The organism is Rhizobium cauense (genome assembly GCF_019511525.1).
GTDB classification, from domain to species: domain Bacteria; phylum Pseudomonadota; class Alphaproteobacteria; order Rhizobiales; family Rhizobiaceae; genus Rhizobium; species Rhizobium cauense.
Genome location: NZ_JAEUAT010000009.1, coordinates 171,626 through 196,085 on the forward strand (window position 1 = coordinate 171,626; position 24,460 = coordinate 196,085).

Annotated in this window: 24 protein-coding genes and 1 pseudogene; 13 read left to right on the forward strand and 12 right to left on the reverse strand. The window is 56.6% G+C overall.

What is annotated here, in order from left to right; all coding sequences use genetic code 11:
* Positions 1-12 precede the first annotated feature (12 nt).
* Positions 13-237 (forward strand): hypothetical protein, encoded by a 225-nt coding sequence (locus JNB88_RS18550; RefSeq protein WP_220356718.1) that lies wholly within the window; start codon positions 13-15, stop codon positions 235-237.
* Between the two features lie 297 nt (positions 238-534).
* Here JNB88_RS18550 and JNB88_RS18555 read toward each other — a convergent pair whose 3' ends face one another.
* Positions 535-2,421: a potassium transporter Kup gene (locus JNB88_RS18555; RefSeq protein ID WP_220356808.1), complete on the reverse strand. Its 1,887-nt coding sequence runs from the start codon at positions 2,419-2,421 to the stop codon at positions 535-537.
* Between the two features lie 704 nt (positions 2,422-3,125).
* On the opposite strand from JNB88_RS18555, the gene JNB88_RS18560 reads away from it, so the two are divergent.
* The 3 genes from JNB88_RS18560 (at position 3,126) to JNB88_RS18565 (ending at position 5,656) form a co-directional block, all read left to right on the forward strand.
* A complete protein-coding gene (locus JNB88_RS18560; RefSeq protein ID WP_220356719.1) occupies positions 3,126-5,057 on the forward strand; it encodes a hybrid sensor histidine kinase/response regulator in 1,932 nt (643 codons plus the stop codon).
* A gap of 185 nt (positions 5,058-5,242) precedes the next feature.
* Complete coding sequence (locus JNB88_RS33705) at positions 5,243-5,425, forward strand: hypothetical protein (protein WP_223217246.1); 183 nt, start codon at positions 5,243-5,245, stop codon at positions 5,423-5,425.
* 45 nt (positions 5,426-5,470) lie between these two features.
* A complete protein-coding gene (locus JNB88_RS18565; protein ID WP_220356720.1) occupies positions 5,471-5,656 on the forward strand; it encodes a DUF3008 family protein in 186 nt (61 codons plus the stop codon).
* Positions 5,657-5,740: 84 nt separating this feature from the next.
* Here JNB88_RS18565 and JNB88_RS18570 read toward each other — a convergent pair whose 3' ends face one another.
* The 3 genes from JNB88_RS18570 to JNB88_RS18580 all read right to left on the reverse strand — a co-directional run bounded on the left by JNB88_RS18570 (position 5,741) and on the right by JNB88_RS18580 (position 8,035).
* A complete protein-coding gene (locus tag JNB88_RS18570) occupies positions 5,741-6,121 on the reverse strand; it encodes a response regulator (RefSeq protein ID WP_220356721.1) in 381 nt (126 codons plus the stop codon).
* Between the two features lie 237 nt (positions 6,122-6,358).
* Positions 6,359-7,168, reverse strand: coding sequence for a mechanosensitive ion channel family protein (locus JNB88_RS18575; protein WP_220356722.1), 810 nt, complete (start codon positions 7,166-7,168; stop codon positions 6,359-6,361).
* 108 nt (positions 7,169-7,276) lie between these two features.
* Positions 7,277-8,035, reverse strand: a complete 759-nt coding sequence (locus JNB88_RS18580) for an endonuclease/exonuclease/phosphatase family protein (RefSeq protein ID WP_220356723.1) — start codon at positions 8,033-8,035, stop codon at positions 7,277-7,279.
* Between the two features lie 66 nt (positions 8,036-8,101).
* Between JNB88_RS18580 and JNB88_RS18585 the strand changes: the two genes are divergently transcribed.
* Entirely contained in the window at positions 8,102-9,073 is a 972-nt protein-coding gene (locus JNB88_RS18585; protein ID WP_220356724.1) for a lysylphosphatidylglycerol synthase domain-containing protein, read from the forward strand.
* Here the strand turns inward: JNB88_RS18585 and JNB88_RS18590 are convergent.
* Positions 9,023-10,405 carry a phospholipase D-like domain-containing protein gene (locus tag JNB88_RS18590; RefSeq protein ID WP_223217247.1) on the reverse strand — a complete coding sequence of 461 codons (1,383 nt, stop codon included), beginning with the start codon at positions 10,403-10,405 and terminating at the stop codon, positions 9,023-9,025. The genes JNB88_RS18585 and JNB88_RS18590 overlap by 51 nt on opposite strands.
* Positions 10,406-10,786: 381 nt before the next feature.
* Entirely contained in the window at positions 10,787-11,236 is a 450-nt protein-coding gene (locus JNB88_RS18595) for a hypothetical protein (RefSeq protein WP_220356726.1), read from the reverse strand.
* A 790-nt stretch (positions 11,237-12,026) separates the two neighbouring features.
* Between JNB88_RS18595 and JNB88_RS18600 the strand changes: the two genes are divergently transcribed.
* Complete coding sequence (locus JNB88_RS18600; RefSeq protein WP_037135005.1) at positions 12,027-12,188, forward strand: DUF1328 domain-containing protein; 162 nt, start codon at positions 12,027-12,029, stop codon at positions 12,186-12,188.
* A gap of 72 nt (positions 12,189-12,260) precedes the next feature.
* On the opposite strand, the gene JNB88_RS18605 is transcribed toward JNB88_RS18600, so the two are convergent.
* Complete coding sequence (locus JNB88_RS18605; RefSeq protein ID WP_220356727.1) at positions 12,261-12,452, reverse strand: hypothetical protein; 192 nt, start codon at positions 12,450-12,452, stop codon at positions 12,261-12,263.
* A 378-nt stretch (positions 12,453-12,830) separates the two neighbouring features.
* Between JNB88_RS18605 and JNB88_RS18610 the strand changes: the two genes are divergently transcribed.
* From JNB88_RS18610 to JNB88_RS18620, 3 genes are read left to right on the forward strand one after another with little or no spacing between them, the layout of a single operon-like run.
* Complete coding sequence (locus JNB88_RS18610) at positions 12,831-13,649, forward strand: N-formylglutamate amidohydrolase (protein ID WP_220356728.1); 819 nt, start codon at positions 12,831-12,833, stop codon at positions 13,647-13,649.
* Positions 13,646-15,541 carry a flavohemoglobin expression-modulating QEGLA motif protein gene (locus tag JNB88_RS18615; protein ID WP_220356729.1) on the forward strand — a complete coding sequence of 632 codons (1,896 nt, stop codon included), beginning with the start codon at positions 13,646-13,648 and terminating at the stop codon, positions 15,539-15,541. The genes JNB88_RS18610 and JNB88_RS18615 overlap by 4 nt, the downstream gene beginning before the upstream one ends.
* Positions 15,542-16,588, forward strand: a complete 1,047-nt coding sequence (locus tag JNB88_RS18620; protein WP_220356730.1) for a glutathione synthase — start codon at positions 15,542-15,544, stop codon at positions 16,586-16,588.
* Between the two features lie 75 nt (positions 16,589-16,663).
* On the opposite strand, the pseudogene JNB88_RS33710 reads toward JNB88_RS18620, so the two are convergent.
* The 5 genes and pseudogenes from JNB88_RS33710 to JNB88_RS18645 form a co-directional block, all read right to left on the reverse strand.
* Positions 16,664-16,872: pseudogene (locus JNB88_RS33710) on the reverse strand (type II toxin-antitoxin system VapC family toxin); the annotation flags it as partial.
* Positions 16,873-16,929: 57 nt separating this feature from the next.
* The gene (locus tag JNB88_RS18630; RefSeq protein ID WP_220356732.1) at positions 16,930-17,124 is read right to left on the reverse strand and encodes a type II toxin-antitoxin system VapB family antitoxin; all 195 of its coding nucleotides are present in this window, start codon (positions 17,122-17,124) and stop codon (positions 16,930-16,932) included.
* A gap of 277 nt (positions 17,125-17,401) precedes the next feature.
* Positions 17,402-17,659, reverse strand: coding sequence for an antitoxin (locus JNB88_RS18635; protein ID WP_220356733.1), 258 nt, complete (start codon positions 17,657-17,659; stop codon positions 17,402-17,404).
* 295 nt (positions 17,660-17,954) lie between these two features.
* Positions 17,955-18,944 carry a LacI family DNA-binding transcriptional regulator gene (locus JNB88_RS18640; RefSeq protein ID WP_037134996.1) on the reverse strand — a complete coding sequence of 330 codons (990 nt, stop codon included), beginning with the start codon at positions 18,942-18,944 and terminating at the stop codon, positions 17,955-17,957.
* 16 nt (positions 18,945-18,960) lie between these two features.
* Complete coding sequence (locus JNB88_RS18645) at positions 18,961-19,968, reverse strand: Gfo/Idh/MocA family protein (protein ID WP_220356734.1); 1,008 nt, start codon at positions 19,966-19,968, stop codon at positions 18,961-18,963.
* 199 nt (positions 19,969-20,167) lie between these two features.
* On the opposite strand from JNB88_RS18645, the gene JNB88_RS18650 reads away from it, so the two are divergent.
* The 4 genes from JNB88_RS18650 (at position 20,168) to JNB88_RS18665 (ending at position 24,450) form a co-directional block, all read left to right on the forward strand.
* Positions 20,168-21,460, forward strand: coding sequence for an ABC transporter substrate-binding protein (locus JNB88_RS18650; RefSeq protein ID WP_220356735.1), 1,293 nt, complete (start codon positions 20,168-20,170; stop codon positions 21,458-21,460).
* A gap of 84 nt (positions 21,461-21,544) precedes the next feature.
* Complete coding sequence (locus JNB88_RS18655; RefSeq protein ID WP_037134991.1) at positions 21,545-22,432, forward strand: carbohydrate ABC transporter permease; 888 nt, start codon at positions 21,545-21,547, stop codon at positions 22,430-22,432.
* A 1-nt stretch (position 22,433) separates the two neighbouring features.
* A complete protein-coding gene (locus tag JNB88_RS18660) occupies positions 22,434-23,345 on the forward strand; it encodes a carbohydrate ABC transporter permease (RefSeq protein WP_220356736.1) in 912 nt (303 codons plus the stop codon).
* Positions 23,346-23,364: 19 nt separating this feature from the next.
* Positions 23,365-24,450, forward strand: coding sequence for an ABC transporter ATP-binding protein (locus JNB88_RS18665; protein ID WP_220356737.1), 1,086 nt, complete (start codon positions 23,365-23,367; stop codon positions 24,448-24,450).
* The last annotated feature ends 10 nt before the right edge of the window (positions 24,451-24,460 follow it).

Here is a 24,460-nt window from a genome sequence, read left to right on the forward strand (position 1 = left end):
GGAAAACGAAAAATGGCTCGTGGATTTCACCGGCATGACGCGCCGTTGACGTCGGAGGATCTATCGAAATGCCAATTAGCCCTTGAGGAGTTCTGTCGTGAGAACGACGTAGAAGCTGCATCAGAAGAAGGTGAGCGTGCGGCTGCGATTATCATCGAGCTCTATCAGCAGGGTATTCACGACGAGCAACACCTAAAGCAGCTGGTAGATGCTGCGCGCGGTATCATTGCGTCCTGATGGAAGACAAGCTCCGGCATTTGCCGGCTATTCGACCAAAGTCCCGCTTCATCGTGCGACCTTGGGCCGATGAAAAGAGAAAGATCTCCATGTAATATTCCCATTACCCTGGTTTCCCACAGGCCACGGACGAAGCCCGGACATTGCGGATGGACCCCCGCAATGCCCGGGCGTTTTCATGAGACTGGCAAATCTACCAAGTCGCTCTCAAACTCCGCTGCGCGCCCTACGAATGCGAAATACTGTGTCAAGCAGGTCTCACCGCCAGGACAGGATTTCCGAAACGGAGCCAGCCTTTCAAATGACCGTTTGCAAGCCAAGCTCAACAACGCGTCCGGTTGGCAAGCCGAAATAGTCGGTGGCAGTGCTGGCATTTCGGGAAAGAGCGATAAAAAGCCGATCCTGCCAGAAGGGCATCCCGCCAACCTTCGAAGGAAGGATTGTTCGCCGGGAGAGAAAGAATGAGGTCGACATGATATCGAACTTGAAACCGAGTTTTCGTACAAGGACGAGCGCACGAGGAATGTTGGGCGTTTCCATATAGCCAAAGGTAATGACTACCCGGCTGAAGAGGGGATTGAAGCTCTCGAAAAATATCCTTTCCTCATCGGCCACAAAAGGTTTGGTCGCAGTGACGACGCTTAGGATGACGTTGTGCTCGTGAAGGACTTTGTAGTGTTTAAGGCTGTGCAGGAGTGCCGTTGGTGCCCCTTCAACGTCGCTCGTCAAAAAGATCGCGGTTCCGGGTACTGTCGGCGGCGTTTTGCGCTCAAGGCTTCCTATGATCGACGATAGCGGGATCTCGTCGGCCTTGGTGCGGCTGGCAAGCAAGCGTCGTCCTGACGTCCAGGTCTGCATGATCAGTACCATGCCTGAGGCAACCGCCACTGGCACCCAACCGCCTTGGGCAAACTTTGCGAAATTGGCCGCGAGAAAGCCGGCGTCAATCAACGTCAAAGGGACAATGATCGCAGCCGTCCCAATAAGGCCCCAATTCCACACTCGACGCATGACGACGAAGAGTAGAATTGAAGTGATGAGCATCTCACCCGTTACTGCGATTCCGTAGGCGGCGGACAGTCCGCTGGAACTCTGGAAGAAGATGACGAGAGCCGCCACGCAAACAAACAAAAGGAAATTTACCTGTGGCATGAAGATCTGCCCGGAATGGGTCTCGGAGGTGTGCAGGATCTCCAGACGAGGCAGCAGGTTTAGATGCATCGCTTGTCGCACGAGCGAGTAGGCACCTGAAATTACGGCTTGACTGGCGATGACCGTGGCTGCGGTCGCAAGGCAAACAATTGGCAATCTGGCCCATTCCGGATGCATGTTGAAGAAGGGATGTGCCGCCATTTCGGGGTGGGCCAGCACGAAGGCTCCCTGCCCAAAATAGTTTAGAAGGAGGCTTGGGAAAACGAGCGCGAACCACGCAACGACGATGGGGCGCCGCCCAAAATGCCCAAGATCGACATAGAGCGCTTCTGCGCCAGTGACCGCCAGAAAGACTGCGCCGAGAACCACAATCGCCGAGCCGGCGTTGTTGACAACATAGCTGAGCGCGTGAAGCGGACTGATGGCCGAAAAAACTGAAGGGTCATCGAAAATGTGAAGGGCGCCACTGGCACCAAGCACCAGAAACCAGAGAGCGGTTATCGGACCGAAGACCGATGCCACACCACCTGTTCCAAATCGCTGAACAAAGAACAGGGCAGCGATGATCGTCAGCGTGATCGGGACAACCCAGTCGGACATGGCAGGCGTCACAATCTCAATACCCTCAACCGCTGAAAGAACCGAGATCGCGGGGGTTATGATAGCGTCGCCCAAGAAAAGGGAGGCACCGACGACGCCGAGGATCAGCACCCATGCAGGGCGGCCTGCGAGGCTTTCACGCGCCAGGCTCATGAGAGATAACGTGCCACCCTCGCCACGATTGTCGGCCCGCAAGACAAAGCACACGTATTTCAACGTGACGACAATGGTTAGCGCCCAGACAATGAGTGACAGAACTCCGAGAACATCCTCGCGATTACTACCAGCTTCACCCGTCGCGTGGAGCGCCTCGCGAAATGCATAGAGCGGGCTCGTTCCGATGTCGCCGTAAACCACCCCAAGGGCGGCCAATACCAGCGACGGCAACCCCGTCCTGGTTTCATGCTCCAGTTCGGGATCCTCGGGTCGCATTTGTCGGTAGGTCACGTGCGAAGCCTGCTCGAGAAGAGAACGTTGCCCTCTGACGATGCCATTACGGGCATCTGGTTGCAATCATGGCCGAGTGGTCAGCGCGCAATAATCGCAACGAGAAAGATACTGGCCCAAGACGAGAACTGACGCAAACAACTCGCTCGTATGGGTTCTCTGGGGTGCCGTTGCGAAGAACGGAAAACAACTAGTTGTCATCAGACTGGGACTTTGGTTCAAGGTTCCATCACATTGAAAGGTTATTGAAAATCTCCATGTCTCACCGTACAGTTTTCATCAGTTTATCGGGTCGGCGGTCAACAGGCGTGGACCTGATAGGCTGAACGCTCAAGCTCAAGAATGAGTATTAGCCTGCTGTCAGCGTCTTCGCGCTCCTGTAAAAAGAAGCGACAATCCAAAGCTGGTTGGTCGTTAAGTCCTGTATCCAATCCCAAAGATTTGCAAAATGCCATCAGATCTCGTGGTGTCATCAAAGGCCGCCGCTTTGTTCCCGAAGCAGAAAAGCGCGCCTCTGATTCTGGTTCCATCCTTCGCTGTTGTACGCCCCCGTATTCGAACTCTTTCTGTTGAAATCGCCAATGAGGACTAATCGCACCCTCATTGTTCCTCCATATTCGCCTATCTCAGGGCTTGAGCTTGGTCCATTCAAAGCTAGATACCTGCTATGCACGCCGATCGGGATCCACATGAACGCAGCCACAATTGACCGCACCGAAATCGCCGCCGAAGACCGATACCGTCTCCTCGTCGACAACATTACCGATTACGCGATCTATATGCTCGACCCTGCTGGATACGTGAGCAGTTGGAACGCCGGCGCCTGGCGTTTCAAGGGCTACACCGAGGAAGAAATAGTTGGGGAGCATTTTTCCCGGTTCTACACCGAGGCTGACCGAGCTTCGGGTCTTCCCCAGAAGGCACTCGCCACTGCGGCCAGCATCGGGCGCTTCGAGGCGGAAGGCTGGCGCGTCAGGAAGAACGGCGAACATTTCTGGGCGCACGTTGTTATCGATGCGATCAGGAACGCACAGGGTGAGCTCATAGGCTTTGCCAAGATCACGCGGGATCTCTCCGAGCGCAGAATTGCCCAAGAGAACCTGAGCAAGAGCGAAGAGCAATTTCGCCTGCTTGTTCAGAGTGTTACGGACTATGCTATCTACATGCTTGATCCGAAGGGCAGCGTTTCGAGCTGGAACGCCGGCGCGCGCCGCATCAAGGGATATGAGCCGGACGAAATCATCGGCAAGCACTTTTCGCAATTCTATACTGACGAGGACAAGGCGGCCGGTCTACCGGAGACCGCCTTGAAAATCGCTGCCGCTGAAGGCCGCTTTGAACGGGAGGGCTGGCGGGTCAGGAAAGGGGGCACTCGGTTTTGGGCGAACGTGATCATCGACGCAATCAGGGCTGAAGACGGTTCACTCATCGGCTTCGCCAAGATTACGCGTGATATCACCGAGAAGCGCCAGGCCCAAGAAGCGCTCGAGCAAGCCCAGCGTGACCTTTTCCAAGCGCAGAAGATGGAGGCTGTGGGTCAACTCACCGGCGGCATCGCGCATGACTTCAATAATCTCCTGATGGCTGTGCTCGGTAGCCTTGAGATCGCACAGAAGCGAGCTATCGCGGGCAGAGACAACCGGGATCTCATCAACAATGCAATAGAGGGAGCAAAGCGCGGAGCCGCGCTAACACAGCGCCTCCTCGCCTTCTCTCGGAAGCAGGAACTCAAGCTCGACGCCGTTGACTTGGCCAATCTCGTTATAGGGATGACCAGCCTGGTGCAGCGGTCAATCGGTCCAGCGATTGAACTGAGAACGAGCGTTCCAGCCTCTCTCCCGGCGGTGCATGCTGATGCCAATCAGTTGGAAAGCGCTCTTCTCAATCTCGTCGTGAACGCGCGTGATGCCATGCCAAACGGAGGCGTTATCCAATTGTCGGCCAGAAAGCAGTTGCTTCGCACAGGTGACGTCGAGCATCTCCCAGGTGGTGTATACGTCTGTCTGAGCGTTGCAGATGAAGGAGAGGGCATGAGCGCCGACACGCTGCAGAAGGCGATAGCACCCTTCTTCACCACCAAGGGAGTTGGGAAGGGGACCGGTCTGGGTCTTCCAATGGTGCAGGGGTTGATGGCACAGGCGGGAGGCGCGCTCGTGCTTAAATCCTCGCCGGGACAGGGGACGACCGCGGAGCTGTGGCTGCCTCTTGCCGCGCAGGGGGAAGAAAAAGAAGAGCAGGAGGGCCCCGAAGTGCCCGCTACGGGTATAGGCAGGGCACTCAACGTGTTGGTCGTGGATGACGACCCGTTGGTCCTTATGAACACGGTCCTTATGCTTGAGGATCTCGGACATGCAACGGTGCAGGCGTCATCGGCGGAGGAAGCGCTTACGATTTTGCAAGATGGTCCCCTACCGGACCTTGTCGTGACCGACCACGCGATGCCACGCATGACGGGGGGTGAATTGGCGAAAGTTCTTGATGAACGTCTTCCCGGTTTGCCCGTTATTCTTGCGACGGGGTACGCCGAGGTGCCGGGCGGCATTTCCCAAGAACTGCCCCGGCTGGCAAAACCTTTCACGCAAGCTCAGTTGGAAGCCGCGGTCTTGTCAGCTGCTTCATGACGGGCTCCCTCCAGGCAGCGGTGTTGGGTGCGTGCAAGGCGTCTTCAGCAATGACGGCTGTTTTCATTTTCTCCACTTTCAGTAGCTCGGTTCGTCCGCGGCACCCCATCGCTCAATTTTCGCTACTGCGGGAGTTGATGGAACAGTCGGTCTCGCTTGGTGTTTTGTCGGAAAGGAGCAGTGTCATGGGAACGAACGACACAAATGCCACGCCCGAGCAAAGGCGCCCAAAGGACGTCAAACCCGTACCGGCGAAGCGTAAAAACGCCGATAGGGAGTCGTTGGCGCCACCAACGGTCCAGCCTCCAGGAGCCAAGGACGAGAGCGAGCGGCCAATCGTGGATCCCGTAACCGGCGCAGCGTTGTGACGCTGGGCACGATCGGAGTTACGTTCTAGCGAAAGGGGGAACATCATGCCCGCCAAATCGAAAGCCCAGCAAAAGGCAGCTGGCGCAGCACTCTCCGCCAAACGCGGAGAAATTCCGAAAAGCAAGCTGAGAGGCGCTTCGAAGGAAATGGCGGAATCGATGACAGAGAAACAATTGGAAGACTTTGCGTCTACAAAGCGCAAAGGCAAACCAGAGCACGTATCTCGTTGACTGCTCGAAAACCAGGTCACCTTGTCTCAGGAAGCGGGTGCTTTCTGGGGTGGCAGTCACTTACGACAACGAAAGATCTTATCGCTAATCGCGGCCCGTTCCGACGGCGCGGCCAACCGCAGATATCAGTTCATCAGGAGCGCAGGGCTTGGTCAGCCAGATCCCGCGGCCAAATGCAGGCTCCTCTTCTAAAAGTGTATCGGTATCACCCGAGTAGACGACGAACGGCACTTCGTTTGCAACGAGATGCTCTACTGCCGTAGAGCAGATGCCGTCGTTCAGTCGTGGATCGATAACCGCCACATGCGGTGTCGCTCCGCGAAGCCATACTTCAGCTTCCCTGCACGTTGAAACGGTATGAATGTTTCTAACGCCTGCGCTGTTGAGAACCGCCTCGACGTCCAAGGCGATGAATGGCTCATCTTCGAGAAGCAGTAATGTTATAGGCGACAGGTCCGTTCTCATGCCGCCCTCCCATGAAAGCGCCAGTGTATGCTCAACCGCCTATCAATAGTAGGACCGCCATGAACGTAAGATGAATCGCACTCGATATTCCCGTAGCCCGAAACATTGCAGAAAAAAAAGCCGGAGTACCGCCGGCCGGTAATCTACCCCCGACGCGGCCGGGTTGCTGACGGCGCTTGGTGACTAGCGCATCTCTCGCGATTTAAGGCAACGGTTTCTTGAAGCGGCAGTCGAAACCTACTTGATGGATATACCCTCTTCGATGAGGTTGGACTTTAGACGGTCGATGACATCATGACGCGTTTCACTCCACTCGCGCGTGTTGGCCCAATACTCAATCTTCAACACGGTCTTGTCTGCCGTCAGGTCGTCCGAAAAGACGCGCGGCGCGGGCTTTGACTTGATGCGTTCATCAGAAGAGACGATATTGAGCACGGCCTTCTTCGCAACCTTAACATCGATGTCGTTTCCAATCGCAATTGACAACTCCTGTCGGCGGCTTGCCTCGCGGCTGTGGTTGACGATCGGGGTATTCCACAACGTCGAGTTGGGAGCCATGAGATAGAGCCCATCCGTCGTTTTCATTTCCGTGGCGAAGAGGCCAATTTCCCGGATAACCCCCTTCACACTGGCCGTCTCGATGTACTCCCCGACCCGAAACGGTCGCAACACAAGCAGCATGATGCCTGCAGCAATATTTTGTAGCGTACCCTGCAAAGCCAGACCAATGGCGAGACCTGCAGCACCGAGGGCTGCGATGATAGAGGCCGTCTGGACGCCGAACTGGCCGAGGACCGTGACGAAGACGAGAATGAGCAAACCGTAGTGCAGGAGGTTCTGGAAAAAACGTGCAAGTGTCTCGTCGATGCCGTGAATGCGGGAGATCACGCGGTAAGCCGAACGGCTGATAATACCTGAGAGTATCCAGCCGCCGATCAGGAGCACAATCGCTCCAACAATTGAAAATCCATAGGTTACCGCCAGAGCGGCCGCTTGATCGAGGGCGGTTCGCGTGGCAAGTACAACGTTAGCTGCTTGATTTTCCATGAGATTATCCATATCCAGATTGGCATTCCGGAATGGGAACGACTGCCAACTGTAGATGGTTCCCTGGCCGGCCCCGCCGAATGCCGTGCGGTCACAACGTGGTCCTCCTTACTCGAGGCTAAGGTCGACGCATAATGGCAAATGATCGGAAGCCCGACGTGTCGTCTGGTCAAACGGGATCGTCGTCGACGTGACACAAAGGTCCTCGGACACGAACACGTGGTCGATGCGGAAAAGTGGAAGGCGCGAAGGGAACGTTGGTTTTGGCTTTTGTGCCATCACCAGCTGTGCATCGCGAAACCGCTGCGCCAGCCTTTTGTACGCGGGCGACGATGGGAAAGCGTTGAGGTCTCCGCAGACAACTGCAGGTGAACCGCGAAATTCCGCATTGCCGATCCAATCCTCTCCAAGGAGTGCTGCGACCTGCCTGCTACGGTCCACACTTCGCAGGCCGAGGTGTGTGTTCACGACGTTAACAATCCGGGCGCCGACCTTGACCTGAACCCAGATTGCTCCCCGTGTCTCTCCTATCGATGGAAGGGGCCCGGCTCTGACCAGACGCATCGGCATCGCAGTCAAAATCGCATCGCCATACCGTTCCTCTGCGAAATGCAGCGCCGGATGAAAGTGAGACTCCATTTTCAGAAGGGAGGCGATTACTTCCGCTTGGTCAACTCCGCCGGTGCGCTGTCGTCCGACGTCAAGTTCCTGGAGCGCTATGATATCTGCGTTCGAGTGGGCGATCACCTCTGCAATCCGATGCGGGTCGACCCGTCGATCTGTGCCAACGCAGCTGTGGACATTGTAGGTCAATATTCTGAAGTCTTGACGGTCCGTGCGACCGGAGAAAGGGCAGGGGAGGCTCATGAAGCGGGAACCCGCTTCCGTCTAATTCGTTCCCAAAAGACAAAACCTGAGGCGGACGAATGATCTATGTCAGTTAAACGCGTTATTCTCAACTCTGTCATGGCCCTAGGAGTCCTCCTTGCAGGCTACCTCCTATACACTGTTTTCAGCCGGTATTCGCTCGACGAAATCATCCAGTCTGTAGGCAGTATTTCATATTTGCGCTTGGTCGCTGCGCTTTCGTTTTGTGCCCTTTCCTACGTTTGCCTGACCGGCTTTGATTGGATGGCCTTACGGTATGTCGGTAAGCCTCTAAGCTACCCGAAGGCCGCGCTTGCTTCATTTACGGCACTCTCGATCGGCCATAATCTTGGCTTTGCCGCCCTCAGCAGCGGGGCTATTCGCTATCGATACTACGTTCGCTGGGGGCTGAGCCCCGAACAGGTCGCGAAGGTTATTCTGTTTTGCGGCGCAACGGTTGGCCTTGGCCTGTCAACGCTTGCCGGATGCCTGGCCCTGATCAATCCGGATGATGTGGGCAAGATGCTACGAGTGAGTTTCCTTGACCCCTATGTGCTCGCCTGCATCTGCTTCCTCGTGCCCGCGATCTACCTGCTTATGGCGGGCTTGATCACGACGCGCTTACGCATCTGGAAGTGGAGCTTTGTGATGCCAGATGTCCGGCTTGCCATTGGACAGGTGGTCGTGGGTACGCTGAACTTTACATGTGTCGCCGCCTGCCTCCACCAGGTCCTGGCAGGCGTAGCTGAGGCAACCTTCATACAATCCGCTACAGCGTTCGTATTAGCCAATATCGCTGTTCTGATTGCCCATGTGCCCGGTGGCCTCGGCGTTCTCGAGGCTACTGTCAGCACATTGTTGCCGGAAGCCGCATCAGTCGGCAGCCTGATCGCCTTTCGCGTAATCTACTTCCTGATGCCGCTCCTGGGCGGCCTGACGATCCTTGCAATCAGCGAACTTGTGATCGGCAGGCGGGGCAGGCAGCGACTAACCGAAGGCGCCGAGGATACGTCGGAGCCGCAAGCGCAGCTTTTGTAGCGGCCAGACGGGTCGCCTAGGATCGACAAGGGTGGTTCCCACCAGCGGCGTCGTTTCGCCATGGTCAACGTCCACCTTAAATTCCCTGAGCCCACGTACGCCAATGTTGAGCACCTCAATCGTCTCCAACATCGTGTGTGTTTGCTCCAACTCTCCTAGCCGCGACAATTCTGCTCCAAGATGCTCTGCCATCAATTGGTGACGTAGTTGCCTGATAGTGTCCTGGTGCCCGGTACAGTTTGCCTCGAGCGCAAGATCACATTCCGTGTCCAGCCCCTCAGAGCGATTGTTGAGGTTGGACGAACCTATGCGCACAAAGACGTCGTCGACGATGATGAGCTTAGAGTGGATGACTATCTCTTGTTCGTTCCCGTCAATGTCGGGCACAACGGCAAACATCACCTTCAGCCTATTGTACCGATCTGCACGCTTGAGGCGCCGGATGAGCCTGTCGCGATTATTGCCCATAGTAAGCTTCTCGATGAAGCCGTGCGAACTTTTCGTCACTACGACAACGATCTCGGGTCCGTGAGGCTCCTTCAATCGTTTGGCGATAGCTCGCCCCACACCAGTCGACGCGAGATACTGCGTTTCAATGTAGATCAGTCGCTTGGCTGTCGCTATGGCGTCGCGCGTCAATCGACGGGCTTCGTAGCGACCGCGCTTGCCTATCAACCCCGGTTCGGTCAAGGCAACCGCCGAAGGCGTCTTGAGCATGTCGGGTGTCAACGGAAAGCGTATTGCCGCCGGCGCGGGCGTCTCTACTGCCTGCTCGCCGGTTGCCCTCTTCCAACGACGCCGGGCTACTTCGCGGATCATCAGCGCAGCATCTCCGGACACAAGGCATTGAATATCATGGACGGGCTCATAGGGAACGCCGTCAGGAGAGCGTCGGAGAGGGTTGTCAGCCCTGTGATCAGGCTCGTCCCACCGTCGAGCGGTCAGATCGATCCCCCCAAGAAAGGCGAGGCAACCATCAATGGACACGAGCTTCTGGTGATGGCAAGCACGCAGGGGATGGCCAAAATCGAACCGCAAGGAAATCTGCGGATGCGTGGAAACCGTGTTGCGGCCAAACAATCGGAGTGATTTGCCGGAATAGATTGGGCCCATCCCCCATATCAGGATCCTGACTTTAAGGTCCGGATTGTTGTCCACGAGTGACAAGAGTAATTCGCCGAGCGTCTCGGTGCTGATCCCCGGCCTTAGTCGGATGTTCGGATTAAAGTCCCAGCCAATAATCCAGATTTCGTTACGCGCTTCTCTCAATGCACGGTCGAGCGCAGAAAAGTAGGCTGAGCCGTCGACAAGAAATTTTACCTCGTCGGCCATTGCCGTGCGCCAAGCATTGCGTCTCTGTCGGATGATTCGTTGCGGAATAGCCAGTCGAGGTGGTTGCGTAAGGGCAGGTGCGATACCGCGTGAAGCTTTGCGAACAGTCGCGGTGTCACCCGCCGATTGATAGTCTACCATGTGCCCTCGGCTTATCATGACATTGAACGTCACGCGAAACGCTTTGCGGCACACTCAGTTCCACGGTCCGGCTGAATTTTCAGCCGCGAGTCGTATCTGGCAGACCATCACCGGTCTAGTAGTGCATCGGGCTTGCAAGGTCGGCATTTCAAGACAGCCGCAGAATTGCAGCGATGCAACCTTTGGATGGTGCACCGGCGGCCCGGAAAACGCGCCAAAGCCCACACGCCGTTGCGAGCGTCACTCTGTCTGGACGGGAAGTACCGTATCAACCGAGATCTCTCCTTCAAGAACACCTCGTTTCAGGTCATGCCGTCCGCGCTCAATCTCGATGACCGTATAAAGCTTGTCATCCCGAAATGCACTCGCGTGGGACGTGGTGACGCCTTCCGCTGGGGCCGCGTCAATCTCCATGAAGTCGAGTTCCCGACTTGTTGCGACGATACGCGCGTCCCCTGGCGTCCTTGCAGCGACGACGACAACGCCCTGGTTGGTGGCGTTATCCCATCTGAGATCTCCCGGTGCTGCGATAGGCTCAAGACGATAGATATTGAGGATCTCGCCCGGTGCATCGGCCTCCAGGGCGTGGGCGTCATGAAGTTGCGCTTGGCTTTCGACCGAACGGCCGAAAGTTGTACGACTGGTCGCATTGTTGAAACCATCTTCCCCGGTTTTGACAACGTTTGACATGGCCGCTTTCTCCATTTGAACTGGCAATTCAGAGGTTGTTGTGTGGCCAGATGGCAACTTTTGGCGCGGGACTTTGTTCCGGTTAAAGGCTTCGAACCCCGAACCGCGCAAAAAAGTGCGGTGCGCCACGTTCGTGCCGAATTTCTTTGCTGTTGGTGCCTTCCTTGGGACCAAAGGGCGCGACATGGAATTCATCAACCGTTTTATTGATCAGCCGATGCTACATGCGGCATCTCGGGCCCTCCAGCTCTGGCATGAGCGAAGCGATCGTTCCCCCGAGGAACTTGCGCCCTTGTGGAACCTCCTGGTCATCTCATGTCTCTTCCTATTGACCTGTTGGCTTTTCCCTGGACAGGCCGGCGTGCTTGCTGCGGCCGCGTTGCTAATGCTCTCGTTCCCCCACGTCTGGACCCTGCTAAAGCGGCCGCAGCGGGGGACCTATGACGCACGTGCATTTCGCTCGATGGCGACCCTGGCAATCAAAAGACGGGAAACGGAATGGGCTGTGAGGCTTCTTGTGCTTCTTATTTCTGGTTGTCTGCCTATGCTTGTCCAGGGCGTTGATCCTGACGCACAGCTATTCGTGCTCGGCGCCGGTCTTTGGTTCGTTCTGACAGTTCCTGCCAGTGTGTATCTAAGTGCTGCCGAGCCGCCTGTGCCAAGAGATGGAAACGGTGTAGTTGGCCGTACTCGGATTATGGCCGTTGGCTGACTGCACTCATACGCAGGTTATCAGGGAACCAAACATCGTCCCCTCCGTTTTCTTGTGGTCAGAACAACGGAGGTCTTCATGCTTTATTATGCTCTCGTCTTTCTCGTCGTCGCGTTGATTGCGGGTGTTCTTGGGTTTGGCGGTATCGCTGGAGCCTCGGCATCAATCGCGCAACTGCTGTTCTTCGTCTTCCTGGTTCTCTTTGTCGTTTCGCTTGTCATGCGCGTCGTGAGACGGTGATCGCACCTTGAAACAGAGTTTGTGGCGGGCGTTAGCCAGAGGGCTCTTCGCCCGCCTAGAGCAGCGGAAACTTCAATGGCCAATCACATCCCTTCGAGACCAGATGGCTTCGATACAGAAGAAGATCTGCAATCCCACCTTGCGTCCCTTGAGGAGAGTGCCTCCCTCGACCACCTTGACTTGCCTCAGGAGAAGGATCCAGATCGAAGGACTATCAAGGATGTTCAGAACGACATCGCCTTTGTCCGGGACGAACTGGCTCAAATTCGAGATCGCCTTGCAGCCATTGCAACGCAAGCTGAAAATGCGGTCAGGTTCCGCGCTCAATGGGCTGACGCAAGCGCTCACGCTCAATTGGGTGACTATCCCTGGCTAAAGCTGGCTGGCACAATGGCAGGTGCGTTCTTCGCAACTCGGCTACTCAGAAGGCTCCCACTCGGGCCACTGATCACAGCTAGCGTACCGCTGGCGGCTGCTGCAATTCAGCAACGGATCTCGAAGTAGCAATCCACATCATTGCCAGTTTTCTTTGCCCACCGGTCACGCAGCAATCGATTGGCGACAACGCCGGCTAGTGCCATTGTCTTTGCGGCTGTGGCGCTAGTTATTTACTGCACACTTCTGACATGGATCTTGGACTGAATGTCTCCCTCGTTCATCAGGCCTTCCATTCCCAACAACGCTCTCTGGACGGTTGAGCGCGGTGCTTCTCCCATTGTCGCTACCGCAATCCATGAAGGGCATCATGTCCGCCAGGAATTGGTCGATCTTTATGCCCTCGCTCACGACGAGCGGTTGCGTGAAGAAGATCCTTTCACCGAATTTACAACCCGCGACGTTCCCAACCGCATCGTCTTTCATAGGTCGCGCTTTGAGGTTGATCTCAATCGAAGCAGAGAGGGTGCGATCTACCACACCCCCGAACAGGCATGGGGGTTGAGAGTTTGGCGCACCAAGCTTGCCGCTGAGCATGCCCAAGCGTCCCTTCAGGTTCACGATGACTATTATGACATGTTGCTGAACTATCTGAGCGGGGTCGAACGGCGATATGGGCGCTTTGTCGTGCTCGATATACACAGCTACAATCACCGGCGGAATGGAGCGGGTTCTGTACCCACCGAGCAATCCAAAGCGCCGGACGTCAACATCGGCACCTCGTCCATGGATCGCACACGGTGGGCCCACATTGTCGATCCCTTAATGGTCCATTTTCGATCTTTCGAAATCGATGGCCGGCCGTTGGACGTGCGTGAGAACGTCGCCTTTCAGGGAAAGGGAGAGCAGACCCGTTTCATCCACGAAAATTTCCCTTTGACCGGCTGCGCGATCGCTGTCGAGTTCAAGAAGATTTTTATGGATGAATGGACAGGCGAGCCGGACCTGGATGTCTTGACGCGCCTGCGGGCCATCATTGCCTCAGTTGTACCGGTGCTTGAGCACCGGTTGATGGAGGGACCTTGAACAAGACAAAGCTGGACCATCGACACGACCCGGAAGAATGGCTCGCCGAGATCGTTGGCTGTATCCGAGATGGCAAGGCGATCAGACGCGACCTGCCTTCGGGCGGGCGTCTTCATATTGATCGCCCCCTACCGTTCCTCTGTATCCACATCGCAAATGATGGTGTGGAGCCTGTAGCCCGTGATATCGCTCAGGCCAACGCCTCCTATCTGATTGCTCCGCGCTGGAACGAAGCACTTACCCTCGTCGAGGCAGTTACAGCCGGTCTGAAGGAAAAGTTCGGGGCCTGCATCGTTTTTGACATCGGGGAGCTGTCGCAAGACAGGTTCCTGACTGACGACGCACCATTCCTGCCACCCTTCGAGGTATCGATATGGTCAAGTCCAGATGCCAGAAAAGCGGCCGATGTTTTTTCTGATGCCGTGCGGCACAGTCAGGTGCGATTCCGAACACCGCGCGTCGAGAAGGCCGAAAAACCAGGACCGGAGGATGGCGGCCAGAACCTCCCCCGCCTTTCAACCTCTGCGATCTCAGTACGCTTCGCACCTGTGTACCGTCAGCCGAACTCTGACGACGTCTACCCGGAGCTGCGCGAGCAACTGGTTGCCATGCTCTTCGACGCCGGGCTCCAGGCCTATGCCTCGTTCATTGGAACACATGATATCTTTAAACTGCCCAACCACCGTGCTCTGGGACGTAAGGGCTTCGTTGACGCGGTGTCGCGTGTTGATCGCAGTATCGACGAGGTCGCTTCCACCTTCGATTTTCTGCTCGTTGTGACACCGATCAATGCCGATGCTGCCTTTCAGGAATTTAGGGCAAGTGGATTTGATCGACAGCCGAAATTTCTCTACCGGCCCCTCGCTTTCCAGGCTGACGCCGTCAAGCGCAAGCTCTTCTCAATCTCCTTTGACCATCTCGAGGATCCGGTACTTTATCAGCTATACCGGGAGAAGCAGCAGGAGCTCGATCTCCAGTTATCGCTACTCGGGGCACGGCAGACGCACAGGTTCGTGGAGTTCGGCCGTGCGCTCTATGGCCCGGTCGAACACGGTTTGCTGCACGAGGCGAAAGAAATACTCTTGGCCCTTGGAAGTCGTGGGCGAGACGATGCCGACGCCGGAGGCGGGCACCATGATGTTGCTGACTGCTTTTACGTGGAAGCGCGCGCGAAAGCGATGGTTGCTGCATACCGTCGCCAGCTTAAGGAGTTCGACGTTGCTATCGAGCTTCGCGACGACTTGCCGTCCGGTCTGTTGGTATCGGGTCATCGCCTGTTGATCTCCCGCAGCACATTGATGGATCGGCGCCGCGTCGAGCCGTTGCTCTCCCATGAGGTAGGTGTCCATTTGCTCACTTACTTCAATGGTTCGGCGCAGGGTCTGCGGCTGTTCGGTTCTGGTCTGTCAGGCTACGAAGGCATGCAGGAGGGGCTGGCTGTCTTTGCAGAATATCTCGCAGGTGGGATGACACACGAGCGCCTGAAACTTCTTGCCGGTCGGGTCGTTGGATGCGCAGCGATGCTTGATGGGGCGCGTTTTGCTGAAACCTATCGATTGCTGGTCGAGGAGCACAACTTCTCAGAAGCCGAGGCGTTCAACCTGGTTCTGAGACTTTACCGCGGCGGTGGCCTTGCCAAGGATGCGATCTATCTGCGGGGTCTTCTTGAACTCCTCGCCCATTTGAAGCGCGGTGGTGCTCTCGGGCCATTCTGGATGGGAAAGATCGCCGCCTCTCATTTTGGAGTGATGCAGGAGCTCGCAGACCGAGGTCTCCTTCGCCTTCCGGCCGTAAGCCCGATCTTTCTTGCGAGCAAGGAGGGAAATGTGCGCCTCCAAAAGGCAGTGCGGGGCATGCGTCCCCTCGATATGATCCAGCAGGAGGAGCCGTGAATGCGGATCGCATTTTTCGTAAATTCCATAGAAGGTGAAACCGCCTACTACACGACGACAACTTTGGCCATCGCCGCAATCGCACGCGGCCACGACGTCTGTTATGTCACGCCCGGCGACTTCGTGCTGCGGCCCGATGACCGCCTGATGATCAGGGCGACTGTGCTCAAGGGTAGCAAGGCAAAGAAGGCGGACGCCTTCGTCGCCGCATTGCAAAGCGGCCAGACTAAGGTCGAGACGATCGACGTCGCGGAGATCGATGTCCTGTTCCTTCGAAACGATCCATCCGAGGATGCCGATGAGCGCCCGTGGGCGGCTCAGGCTGGCACAATCTTCGGGAGGCTGGCGGCCGAGCGTGGTGTGTTGACCGTCAACGACCCGGATGGCCTCGCACGCGCCCAGAACAAGCTCTACTTCCAGGACTTTCCGGAAGCGGTCCGTCCGACCACGTTGATTTCAAAAAGCATCGAAGAGATCCGTGCGTTCATCGACCAACAGAAACAGGGCGCGATCCTGAAGCCATTACAAGGCTCGGGTGGGAAAAACGTCTTCAAGATTGCTTCGAGCAAGGAGGCTAATCTCAACCAGATATTTGAAGCAGTCAGTGGCGAGGGTTACCTTATCGCTCAGGGCTACCTTCCCGATGCGACCGCCGGTGACGTGCGGATGTTTCTGATGAATGGAAGGCCTCTCCAGCGAGACGGGGCATATGCCGCCTTTAGACGTGTGCCGGCAAAAGGCGACGTTCGCTCGAATATGAGTGCAGCAGGGACCGCTGCGGCCGTGGAAGTCACGCCCGAAATGTTGGCTGTCGCCGAGTTGGTTCGGCCAAAGCTCATAGAAGACGGCATGTTCCTCGTGGGGCTAGACATTGTCGGCAGCAAAATCCTGGAAATCAATGTCTTTACGCCAGGTGGACTGCCGGATATCGCCGAGCTGCACGGCGTAGATCTCGCTCCGGATGTGATTGCTGCGCTGGAAGAGAAAATAAAAATGAAAAGTAATTACGCTGGCAAGCTATCCAATCGAATTCTTGCTACGCTTTAGTGGCTTCTGCTGAAGCGATGCGCTGAACACTACAGCGCAGGGTGTTGTGCGAAAGGGCGAAGAGTTCGGAGGCTCCACCGACGCCAGCAGGTGAGCATCTGTATAGCCGATACCCATGCTGAAAGGGCCCTGTCGATCGATCACGGTCATGACTTTGTCGTGCGCGGCGACGGCCGCGTCGAGCTGTGCCTACACGTAGCCCCGACCCCGCAGGCTGTTCAGCGCCAACTCGCCGATGACAGCCTGATGGCAAAGATAGGGTCGTCCTCGATAATGCGGCGCAACTAAGGGTCGACTTGGCGAAAGTGGTCGATCCAGATTGAGGTGTCTGCGAGTATCACTTAACCGCCGCTCCTGCGCCGCGGTGCCGCCTCGGCTTCCGGCATGGTCCCGCCGAGTGCGATAAGGCGCTTTGCTGACTCCACGCGAACAAGCGTTTCCAAAGCGAGACGGACGAGTGCTGCGGTTTCCTTGGTGCCGGTCAGTGACCGTGCCTTTTCCAAAAGTGCATCGTCGAGGATCATGGTCGATCTCACGGTCTGTCTCCTTAGACGTTGGCGCAAAGAATGGGCACCACTTGGTGCAAAATCTATACTAAATTCTAGTGTCCATTCTCGCGAGACGCGATCATTGAAGCCGTTGGCCAGGCGCGCGCCTCGCCGCACGTAGCGATCGATTGGTTGAAGTGGCCCCACATGCTCCCCTGACGGCTCCTTGTGCCCATTGACAGTGTGCTTTCAATATCCTTGACCGCGGCCGTGGACTTACGGCCGACAAGCGAGATGATTGCGTTCGTGTCCAAGAGGTAAGAAATCAAGGGAAAACGTCGTCAAGTTCTGGCCGATGTTGTCTCTCTTGATCGCGCCCTTCAATCAAGAAGTCATCGATAGTGCCACGCGCCAATGCCAACTTTAACGAAGCCCATTTTTCACGGTTCTCCAGATAGGGGCGAATAATGAGAGCGTCCCCCTCCCGGGTTATTTCGACGCGATCAACAGACAAGCGCAATTCCTTTGGAAGTCTGACTGCCTGAGAGTTACCCGACTGAAAAACGCGAGCTACATGAGCCATGATATTTAGTCCTCTTATACACAAATGTGTATATACGCCGCTCGCTGAGCAATCGTAGGTAACAGGTAGTCGCCCGTTAACGCCTATGGGAGATTTGGGCGCGGGGCACAACGGCCGGCGAACCCGGATATCCCTACCTTGCGGTATTCTCAATTCCTATGCGCTATGATGCGGCTGATCTAGGCAATTCGATCCTAGGTGTCTACGTCTATCGAAATTTCGCATTGAGTGAGGCGCTCCAATGTGGCCCGTCGCTAATGTCGGTTCCGCTGATGCGAGTGGCTAGGGAGGCACGTCAGGCGGTCGATCCCCATCGAGCGGTGCAGGTCAGCGTAATGCTATGAGGTCCTTCCTGTCCGGCATCGTGGCGTTCGATGAGCTCCATCACTGCGTCGATGAATGCCACGTGGTCAAGGCTCAGGGTCGTCAAGTCGTTGCAGTCCCACGCTGCGATCGCAATGCCATCCTGACCGACAATCGCAATATCTTCTGGTGTATTCTTGCCGAGTACGCGTCTTGCGGCATCCCGCGCCCCGATCGCCATGACGTCATTACCGCAGATTATGGCATCCACCTTTGCCCGGTGCAGAAGCAACACGGCCTCCTTGAAGCCGGAATCGTAACTGTAATCACCGAAGGCTTCTGCTTGAAGGGCAAGGCCCCTTTTGGTGAGCGCGTCAACGAACCACTTACGCCGCAGCTTATCGATCCAGCTTGACTTCGTTCCCGAAAGGTAGGCGAAGCGCTTCTTTCCGTCTCCGACGATCTTGTCGATTATCTCGTCAGCAGCTGCCGATCCGTCTATCCGAATGCTTGATACCTTCTCATTGTCGAGGGGTTCGAAGGAAACGATGATCGGCTTCGTTGTATGGAAGATGTCGACGGCGTCCTGCATCGAAACCATATCCGAAAAGACAACAACATGGTCGACCTGGTAGGTGGAGGCAAGCCGCATGAGCTGCAGCCGATCGTCATGATCAGCGCAGCACAGAATGATCGGCAGTAGCTGCCGTGCCTGCAGCCGATGAACGAGAAGCTGTTGCTCCTCCGCCTCGCAGGGATTGCCGATCGCGTTAACGACAAGCGCCACCAGCCTAGACCGCTGATTGTTGAGCGAGCGAGCGATTGCGTTCGGCTGGTAACCGTACTCGCGGGCGACCGCTAGGATGCGGTCACGGGTGGCGCTTCCAATCCTTGAGTCCGGTGAAAACGCGCGTGAGATAGTCGCCGACGACACCCCTGCGAGCTTTGCCAGTTCCTTGGAGGTGATCCGTCGCTTGTTCATTCAAGTCTACCACGCACTAGGGTGCGACGATTTTAACGGGCACCCCGTCTGCCGCAGCCGATTCCTTGATTGCATCCCAGAGCCTAGCGAATCGCAGGCCCATTTCAACGGAGCCAGTGTTTTCCATTGTCCCCGCCCGGATAGCCAGAAAGTTCTTCAGCGGATTGCCGAGTATTTCCGCCTCTTCGCGCGGTTCTGCTTCGCGGCCAATGCTGATCTCGCGCCATCCACCCCACGCATCGATGCGAACAATTGCCTTCGAATAGAAGAACGTGATGTAGGACGCGCATCCGGGTGGGCCCTCACCAGCAGCTGTTAGTGTCGCTAACGCGCCGTTCTTGAGGCGGGCGGCAACGGCGGTCGCGATGTCGACCTTCTTGCCGTGGTTGTCCATGTACGCTGAGACGCTGTCGAACTCCGAATTGGCAAGCAGGCAGACCGTGTTCATCATGTGCGCGCCTGTGTCGAACATGAAGCCGCCCCCCGAGATCTCCGGCTGCTGCTTCCAGTGGCCGTCATAGTTGTCGGACCAGCTTTCCCAAATCATCCCCGATATCGCGACCAAGTCGCCGAACTCACCGGCAAGTGCCCGCTTGCGCGTGTCGATGACCAAGGGGGAAAGTCCGCCCTGGAAGGCCGTTACAACAGTCACGCCGCTCTTCTTCTGCGCCGCGATCAGGCACTCGGCTTCTACAACCGTCGTTACCATCGGCTTTTCAAGGAAGAGATCGAGGCCAGCTTCTGCTACCGCGGTGGCCTGCTCGCCGTGAAACGCATGCGGCGTGGAGACATAAACGAAATCAAGCTCGTCTCGGCAGGAGGTGAGCATCTCCCGGTAATCGTCGAAGCTTCGTGGTGCAGGTGCGCCAGCTGCAACGCACACGTCGATCAAGCGCTGGCGAGACGAGGGGATCGTATCTGCAAGGGCGACAAATTCAATCTCCGACATGCGTGCCCAGCTTGCCGCGTATTCAGCCGCCTTCAGGCCCGCGCCAATGACGCCGAGCCGCAGTTTTTCAGACATGATCACTCCTCCCGAATGCAGTGTGTATACGGTTACACAAATGACACATTGGGCGCAAGGCTTATTAAAATACGTATATTCAATGGGTTATAAAAGATGACGCGGTCGTTCAAAAACCGTCTTGCCAGCAAGGAGAATGCGTGTACATTTTTTAACCGCGGTGCTGGAGGGCGCCGCAAAACAATAGGGAGGACTTCCGTTGAAGAAGACGGTCATTGGTGGCCTGTGCGCCGTTTTGCTCAGCGCCGTTTCGACGCTGGCGCATGCCGAGACAATCCGAATTGCCAATCACGGTCAGGCTGGCATCGACGCCATGAAGGCGACGGTCGAGAAGATCGAGAAGAAATACGGTGTGACCGTCGAGGTCGTCGAATACCCCGCACCCGATAAGGACTATTTGACAAAGCTGTTGACCGAGCTTGGTGCCGGCAATGCGCCGGATCTATTCTCCATTCCGACAACAGCTGCCGTTGCCGATATGGTCGAAGCCGGTTACCTCGCGCCCGTCACCAAGGAGATCGCGGCATGGGACGGCTACGCCAACTTCTATGATGTTGCCAAACAGCTGGCAGTTAGCCCGGACGGCGAAACCTATGTTATGCCATTCATGCTTGGCATCCAGGAAATCTACTACCGCAAGGATGTTCTCGACAAAGCCGGTATCTCAACCGAGCAGCCGAAGGACTGGAAGGAACTGCTGGACCGCGCAGCTGAAATCAAGAAGAAGACTGGCGCTTACGGCCTTCTCTTCCCGGCAGGCGTATCCTGGGGAAGTGGCGCGTTCGATGAAGGCTTCCAGCATCTCATCGTCGGGTCCAAGACGCCGCAACTCGTCGATGCGGACGGTAAGCTCGATCTGAGTGGCGAGGGCGTCAAGGATACCTTCGATGTCTACAAGCAGTTGATCGACAATGAGCTGATGCCGACACAGCCGTTGCTCGGACCCGAGCCGTGGGTCGTGCCGAAGTATCAGATGTTCCCCGAGGGCAAGCTTGCTGCGACCACGTGCGGATCCTGGTGCTACATCTTTGACTGGGGTCGGGAGAGCAAGAACCCTATTCCTGACGTAACGGAGGTCGTTGGTACCTGGACGGTTCCTGGTCAAAGCGGCGGTCAGTACGTCCTTGCCAACCTCGCAGCCCCTTGGGCCGTCAACGCCAAGTCGGCCAATGTCGAACTTGCCAAGAAGGCCTTGATGGAGATTGGCTCGGTCGAAACGCAGGTTTCCTATGCGGCTCGTATCGGCAACATCCCCGCGAGCAAGGATGCGGCTAAGAATGCCGACTTCCAAAAGCTCTCGGAACTTGTTCCGATCCATGCTGCCGCGGAAAACGGCACCTTCCTCAAGCAGGCGTCCGGCTTCGGTACGGTTGCAGAAGGGGTTGCACGCGCGACCGAAGCGTTGCTGCGCAAGGAAACCGATGCTGCCGGTGCGCAGAAAATTCTTGTTGACTATGTCAAGGAAACGCTCGGCGACGACGTTGTGAAGTAAGCAATCAACAGCTTGCTCCCGAAGAGACGTGGGCTCGGGCCCGCGTCTCCAGATCTTCCTTTCGAACGAGTGACAGAGCTTTCCATGGCCCGAAACGTCCACGAAAAGCGCGCCGAACGGCAGCTTCTTCTGATCCTGTTGCCCTCGCTTGCGCTGCTTCTGGCATTCGTAATCTACCCCGCGCTTTACTCAGTCTATCTGAGCTTTACCAACGAAGCGCTGACAGGCGCTGCGGCGCTGCGGCCCCGCTTTGTCGGTATTCGTAACTATGCGCGGCTTCTGAACGATGCGAAGTTCTGGAATGCTTTGCTCGTAACCTTTTTGTTCGTGGTCGGCTCGGCAGTCATCGGCCAGTTCGTGCTCGGCCTGGTTTCTGCGATGGCGCTTCGCCGACGCATTCATTTCCGGCGGCTCTTTTCCTCCATCATTCTTCTGCCAAACGCAGCGCCGGAGGTTGTCGCCGGCTTCATGTGGATCTCCATGCTGGCGGGAGGCGAGCAGGCAACACTTAGCCGCATCGTCAGCTTCTTTGGCATGACGCCTGCCGACTGGCTGCAGGTCTTTCCTCTCTCGATGATCATCATCGTCAACACCTGGCGTGGGATCGCCACCGCAATGATCCTGTTAACCGCCGGTCTAAGCACCATTCCCAATGAGATCTACGAGGCTGCCCGCATGGATGGTGCCACACCGTCACAGATGTTCCGCCGTATCACCCTGCCACTGATGATGCCCACAATTCTGCTTTACATGCTCATCTCGGCTGTCTCGACCATTGCCGTTTTCGGCCTCGTCTACGCGCTGACCCGGGGCGGTCCGGGCGGAGCAACGGAGTTGATTAGTATCTACATCTACAACCAGTCCTTTACTGCGTTCCAACTTGGCTATGGAGCTGCGGTGGCCGTGGTCGCGCTCCTGATCTCACTTATCCTCGGGATTGGCTATGTCAGGGCGATGAAGGTGGAGGTCTGACATGGCTGCGATCTCCCCAAGCGAAAACGCAAACAAGACCCGTTCTGACCTGCTTGCTTACGCAACCCTGTCATTGATCTCGATCTTCTGTGCCGTCCCATTCTTCTGGGTGCTTCTTGCATCGTTTGATGGCAACGCGCAGCTCTTCCTTCGCTGGCCCGAGCAATGGAGCCTTGCAAACTACCTGCGTGTTTTCACCAAGGAGGACGGGGCGAAGTGGCTGTTCAACTCGCTATTCGTTGTCGGTGGCGCAACCGTGCTGGTGATGATACTGGCCGGCCTTGGTGGTTATGCGCTGTCACGCACCCGGGCCTGGTGGAAGCTGCCTTTTCTCTACGCAATCCTCCTAATCCGCGTCCTGCCACCAACGGCGCTCGTCGTACCTCTCTACAAGTTCCTGCTGACCCTCAACAACATCGAAGGTGCTGTCTTGAGGCCGATCTTTGGCGAATACGCCCGGCCGATAATGCGCTGGACGGGGTTCATTGATGGCTACCTGGGCCTGATCCTTGTGCTTGCGACAATGCAGCTGCCATTGGCCCTATGGATCATGAAGACCTTTTTCGATGGTCTGCCACGCGACTACGAAGAGGCGGCGCTAATGGATGGCGCAACGCTTGTGCAACGCATCCGCCGTGTACTTATACCGCTGGCACTGCCGGGATTGGCAGCGGCCGGGCTATTTGCCTTCATGTCAGCCTGGGGGGACTTCCTGCTCCCGTTGATCTTCCTTTCCTCGCCGGAGCTGCAGACGCTACCGCTTGGTCTCTTTCGCGCATTCCTGCGCATCAACGAGATTGACTACGGACTGCTTGCCGCACTCGCCTTCATCTACCTCCTGCCTGCAGTCGTGGCTTTCGGCTTTGCGCGCCGCTTCCTTGTGCAGACGTTTGCTGGCGGCGTCAAAGGCTGACACCAGAAAGAGCTTTACAATGATCAATCTCAGGAATGTCCGCAAATTCTACGGTGCATTGGAGGTCATCAAGGGCGTCGACATTACCGTGGAAGATGGCGAGTTTGCCGTTTTTGTCGGACCATCGGGCTGTGGCAAATCGACCTTGCTTAGAATGATCGCAGGCCTTGAGGGCATTGATGATGGCGACCTCATTCTCAATGGCACGCGCATCAACGACGTTCCACCTGACAAGCGCGGTATCGCGATGGTGTTCCAGTCCTACGCGCTTTATCCACATATGACGGTCGCCGAGAATATCGGTTTCTCGCTTAGTCTGAAGAAGGTTCCAGAGGCGGAGATCCGCCGTCAGGTTGGAGCAGTCGCGGAGATCCTCCAATTGACCGACTATCTCGAACGTCGCCCGGCTGCCCTGTCTGGCGGTCAGAGACAGCGCGTGGCTATCGGCCGGGCCATCATCAAAAAACCGTCGCTGATCTTGTTCGACGAGCCGTTGTCAAATCTGGATTCTGCGCTGCGGGTGCAGATGCGCGCCGAACTGCAGCGCCTGCATCGCGAACTAAAGGCGACTGTCGTCTATGTGACGCATGATCAGGTCGAGGCCATGACCATGGCCGACCGCATTGTCGTCCTCAACAAGGGGGTGGTGGCCCAACAAGGAGCACCGATGACCCTTTACCACAAGCCGGACAATGAGTTCGTCGCGACCTTCATCGGCTCTCCGAAGATGAATACGATACCGGTGTCAATCACAAGGCCGATTGCCGGAAAGGTTCACGCCGAAAGCTCGCTCGGCCTCTCTCTCGACTTGCCCGATCAAGCGGGGAACGTCCCCGAGGGCAAGGCGACACTCGGCATCCGTCCAGAGCACCTGAAGATTGCTGCGGACGGGCGGGGCGATCTTTCTGCAGACGTAATCGTCGTCGAGCGCCTCGGTGTCGAAACCTACATGACTGTCGGTTCGCAGGAACAGCCGATCATTGTCCGTGCCGAGGGCGATGTCGCGCTTAAGCCCGGTGATCGCGTGTCGCTGACAGCAGATGCATCCGCCTGCCATCTGTTTGATTCCACCGGCCGGCTCATCCGGTCGGCCCAAGCTTCATAACATCGAGGAT

Excerpts from the sequence above, each read along its gene's own strand:
- JNB88_RS18550 (WP_220356718.1), top strand. The coding sequence starts at position 13 with ATGGCTCGTGGATTTCACCGGCATGACGCGCCGTTGACGTCGGAGGAT.
- JNB88_RS18640 (WP_037134996.1), bottom strand. The coding sequence starts at position 18,944 with ATGAACAAGCGACGGATCACCTCCAAGGAACTGGCAAAGCTCGCAGGG.
- JNB88_RS18655 (WP_037134991.1), top strand. The coding sequence starts at position 21,545 with ATGGCCCGAAACGTCCACGAAAAGCGCGCCGAACGGCAGCTTCTTCTG.
- JNB88_RS18645 (WP_220356734.1), bottom strand. The coding sequence starts at position 19,968 with ATGTCTGAAAAACTGCGGCTCGGCGTCATTGGCGCGGGCCTGAAGGCG.
- JNB88_RS18595 (WP_220356726.1), bottom strand. The coding sequence starts at position 11,236 with ATGTCAAACGTTGTCAAAACCGGGGAAGATGGTTTCAACAATGCGACC.
- JNB88_RS18565 (WP_220356720.1), top strand. The coding sequence starts at position 5,471 with ATGCCCGCCAAATCGAAAGCCCAGCAAAAGGCAGCTGGCGCAGCACTC.
- JNB88_RS33705 (WP_223217246.1), top strand. The coding sequence starts at position 5,243 with ATGGGAACGAACGACACAAATGCCACGCCCGAGCAAAGGCGCCCAAAG.
- JNB88_RS18590 (WP_223217247.1), bottom strand. The coding sequence starts at position 10,405 with ATGGCCGACGAGGTAAAATTTCTTGTCGACGGCTCAGCCTACTTTTCT.
- JNB88_RS18585 (WP_220356724.1), top strand. The coding sequence starts at position 8,102 with ATGTCAGTTAAACGCGTTATTCTCAACTCTGTCATGGCCCTAGGAGTC.
- JNB88_RS18660 (WP_220356736.1), top strand. The coding sequence starts at position 22,434 with ATGGCTGCGATCTCCCCAAGCGAAAACGCAAACAAGACCCGTTCTGAC.
- JNB88_RS18575 (WP_220356722.1), bottom strand. The coding sequence starts at position 7,168 with ATGGAAAATCAAGCAGCTAACGTTGTACTTGCCACGCGAACCGCCCTC.
- JNB88_RS18620 (WP_220356730.1), top strand. The coding sequence starts at position 15,542 with ATGCGGATCGCATTTTTCGTAAATTCCATAGAAGGTGAAACCGCCTAC.
- JNB88_RS18610 (WP_220356728.1), top strand. The coding sequence starts at position 12,831 with ATGTCTCCCTCGTTCATCAGGCCTTCCATTCCCAACAACGCTCTCTGG.
- JNB88_RS18580 (WP_220356723.1), bottom strand. The coding sequence starts at position 8,035 with ATGAGCCTCCCCTGCCCTTTCTCCGGTCGCACGGACCGTCAAGACTTC.
- JNB88_RS18560 (WP_220356719.1), top strand. The coding sequence starts at position 3,126 with ATGAACGCAGCCACAATTGACCGCACCGAAATCGCCGCCGAAGACCGA.
- JNB88_RS18570 (WP_220356721.1), bottom strand. The coding sequence starts at position 6,121 with ATGAGAACGGACCTGTCGCCTATAACATTACTGCTTCTCGAAGATGAG.
- JNB88_RS18635 (WP_220356733.1), bottom strand. The coding sequence starts at position 17,659 with ATGGCTCATGTAGCTCGCGTTTTTCAGTCGGGTAACTCTCAGGCAGTC.
- JNB88_RS18555 (WP_220356808.1), bottom strand. The coding sequence starts at position 2,421 with ATGCGACCCGAGGATCCCGAACTGGAGCATGAAACCAGGACGGGGTTG.
- JNB88_RS18665 (WP_220356737.1), top strand. The coding sequence starts at position 23,365 with ATGATCAATCTCAGGAATGTCCGCAAATTCTACGGTGCATTGGAGGTC.
- JNB88_RS18600 (WP_037135005.1), top strand. The coding sequence starts at position 12,027 with ATGCTTTATTATGCTCTCGTCTTTCTCGTCGTCGCGTTGATTGCGGGT.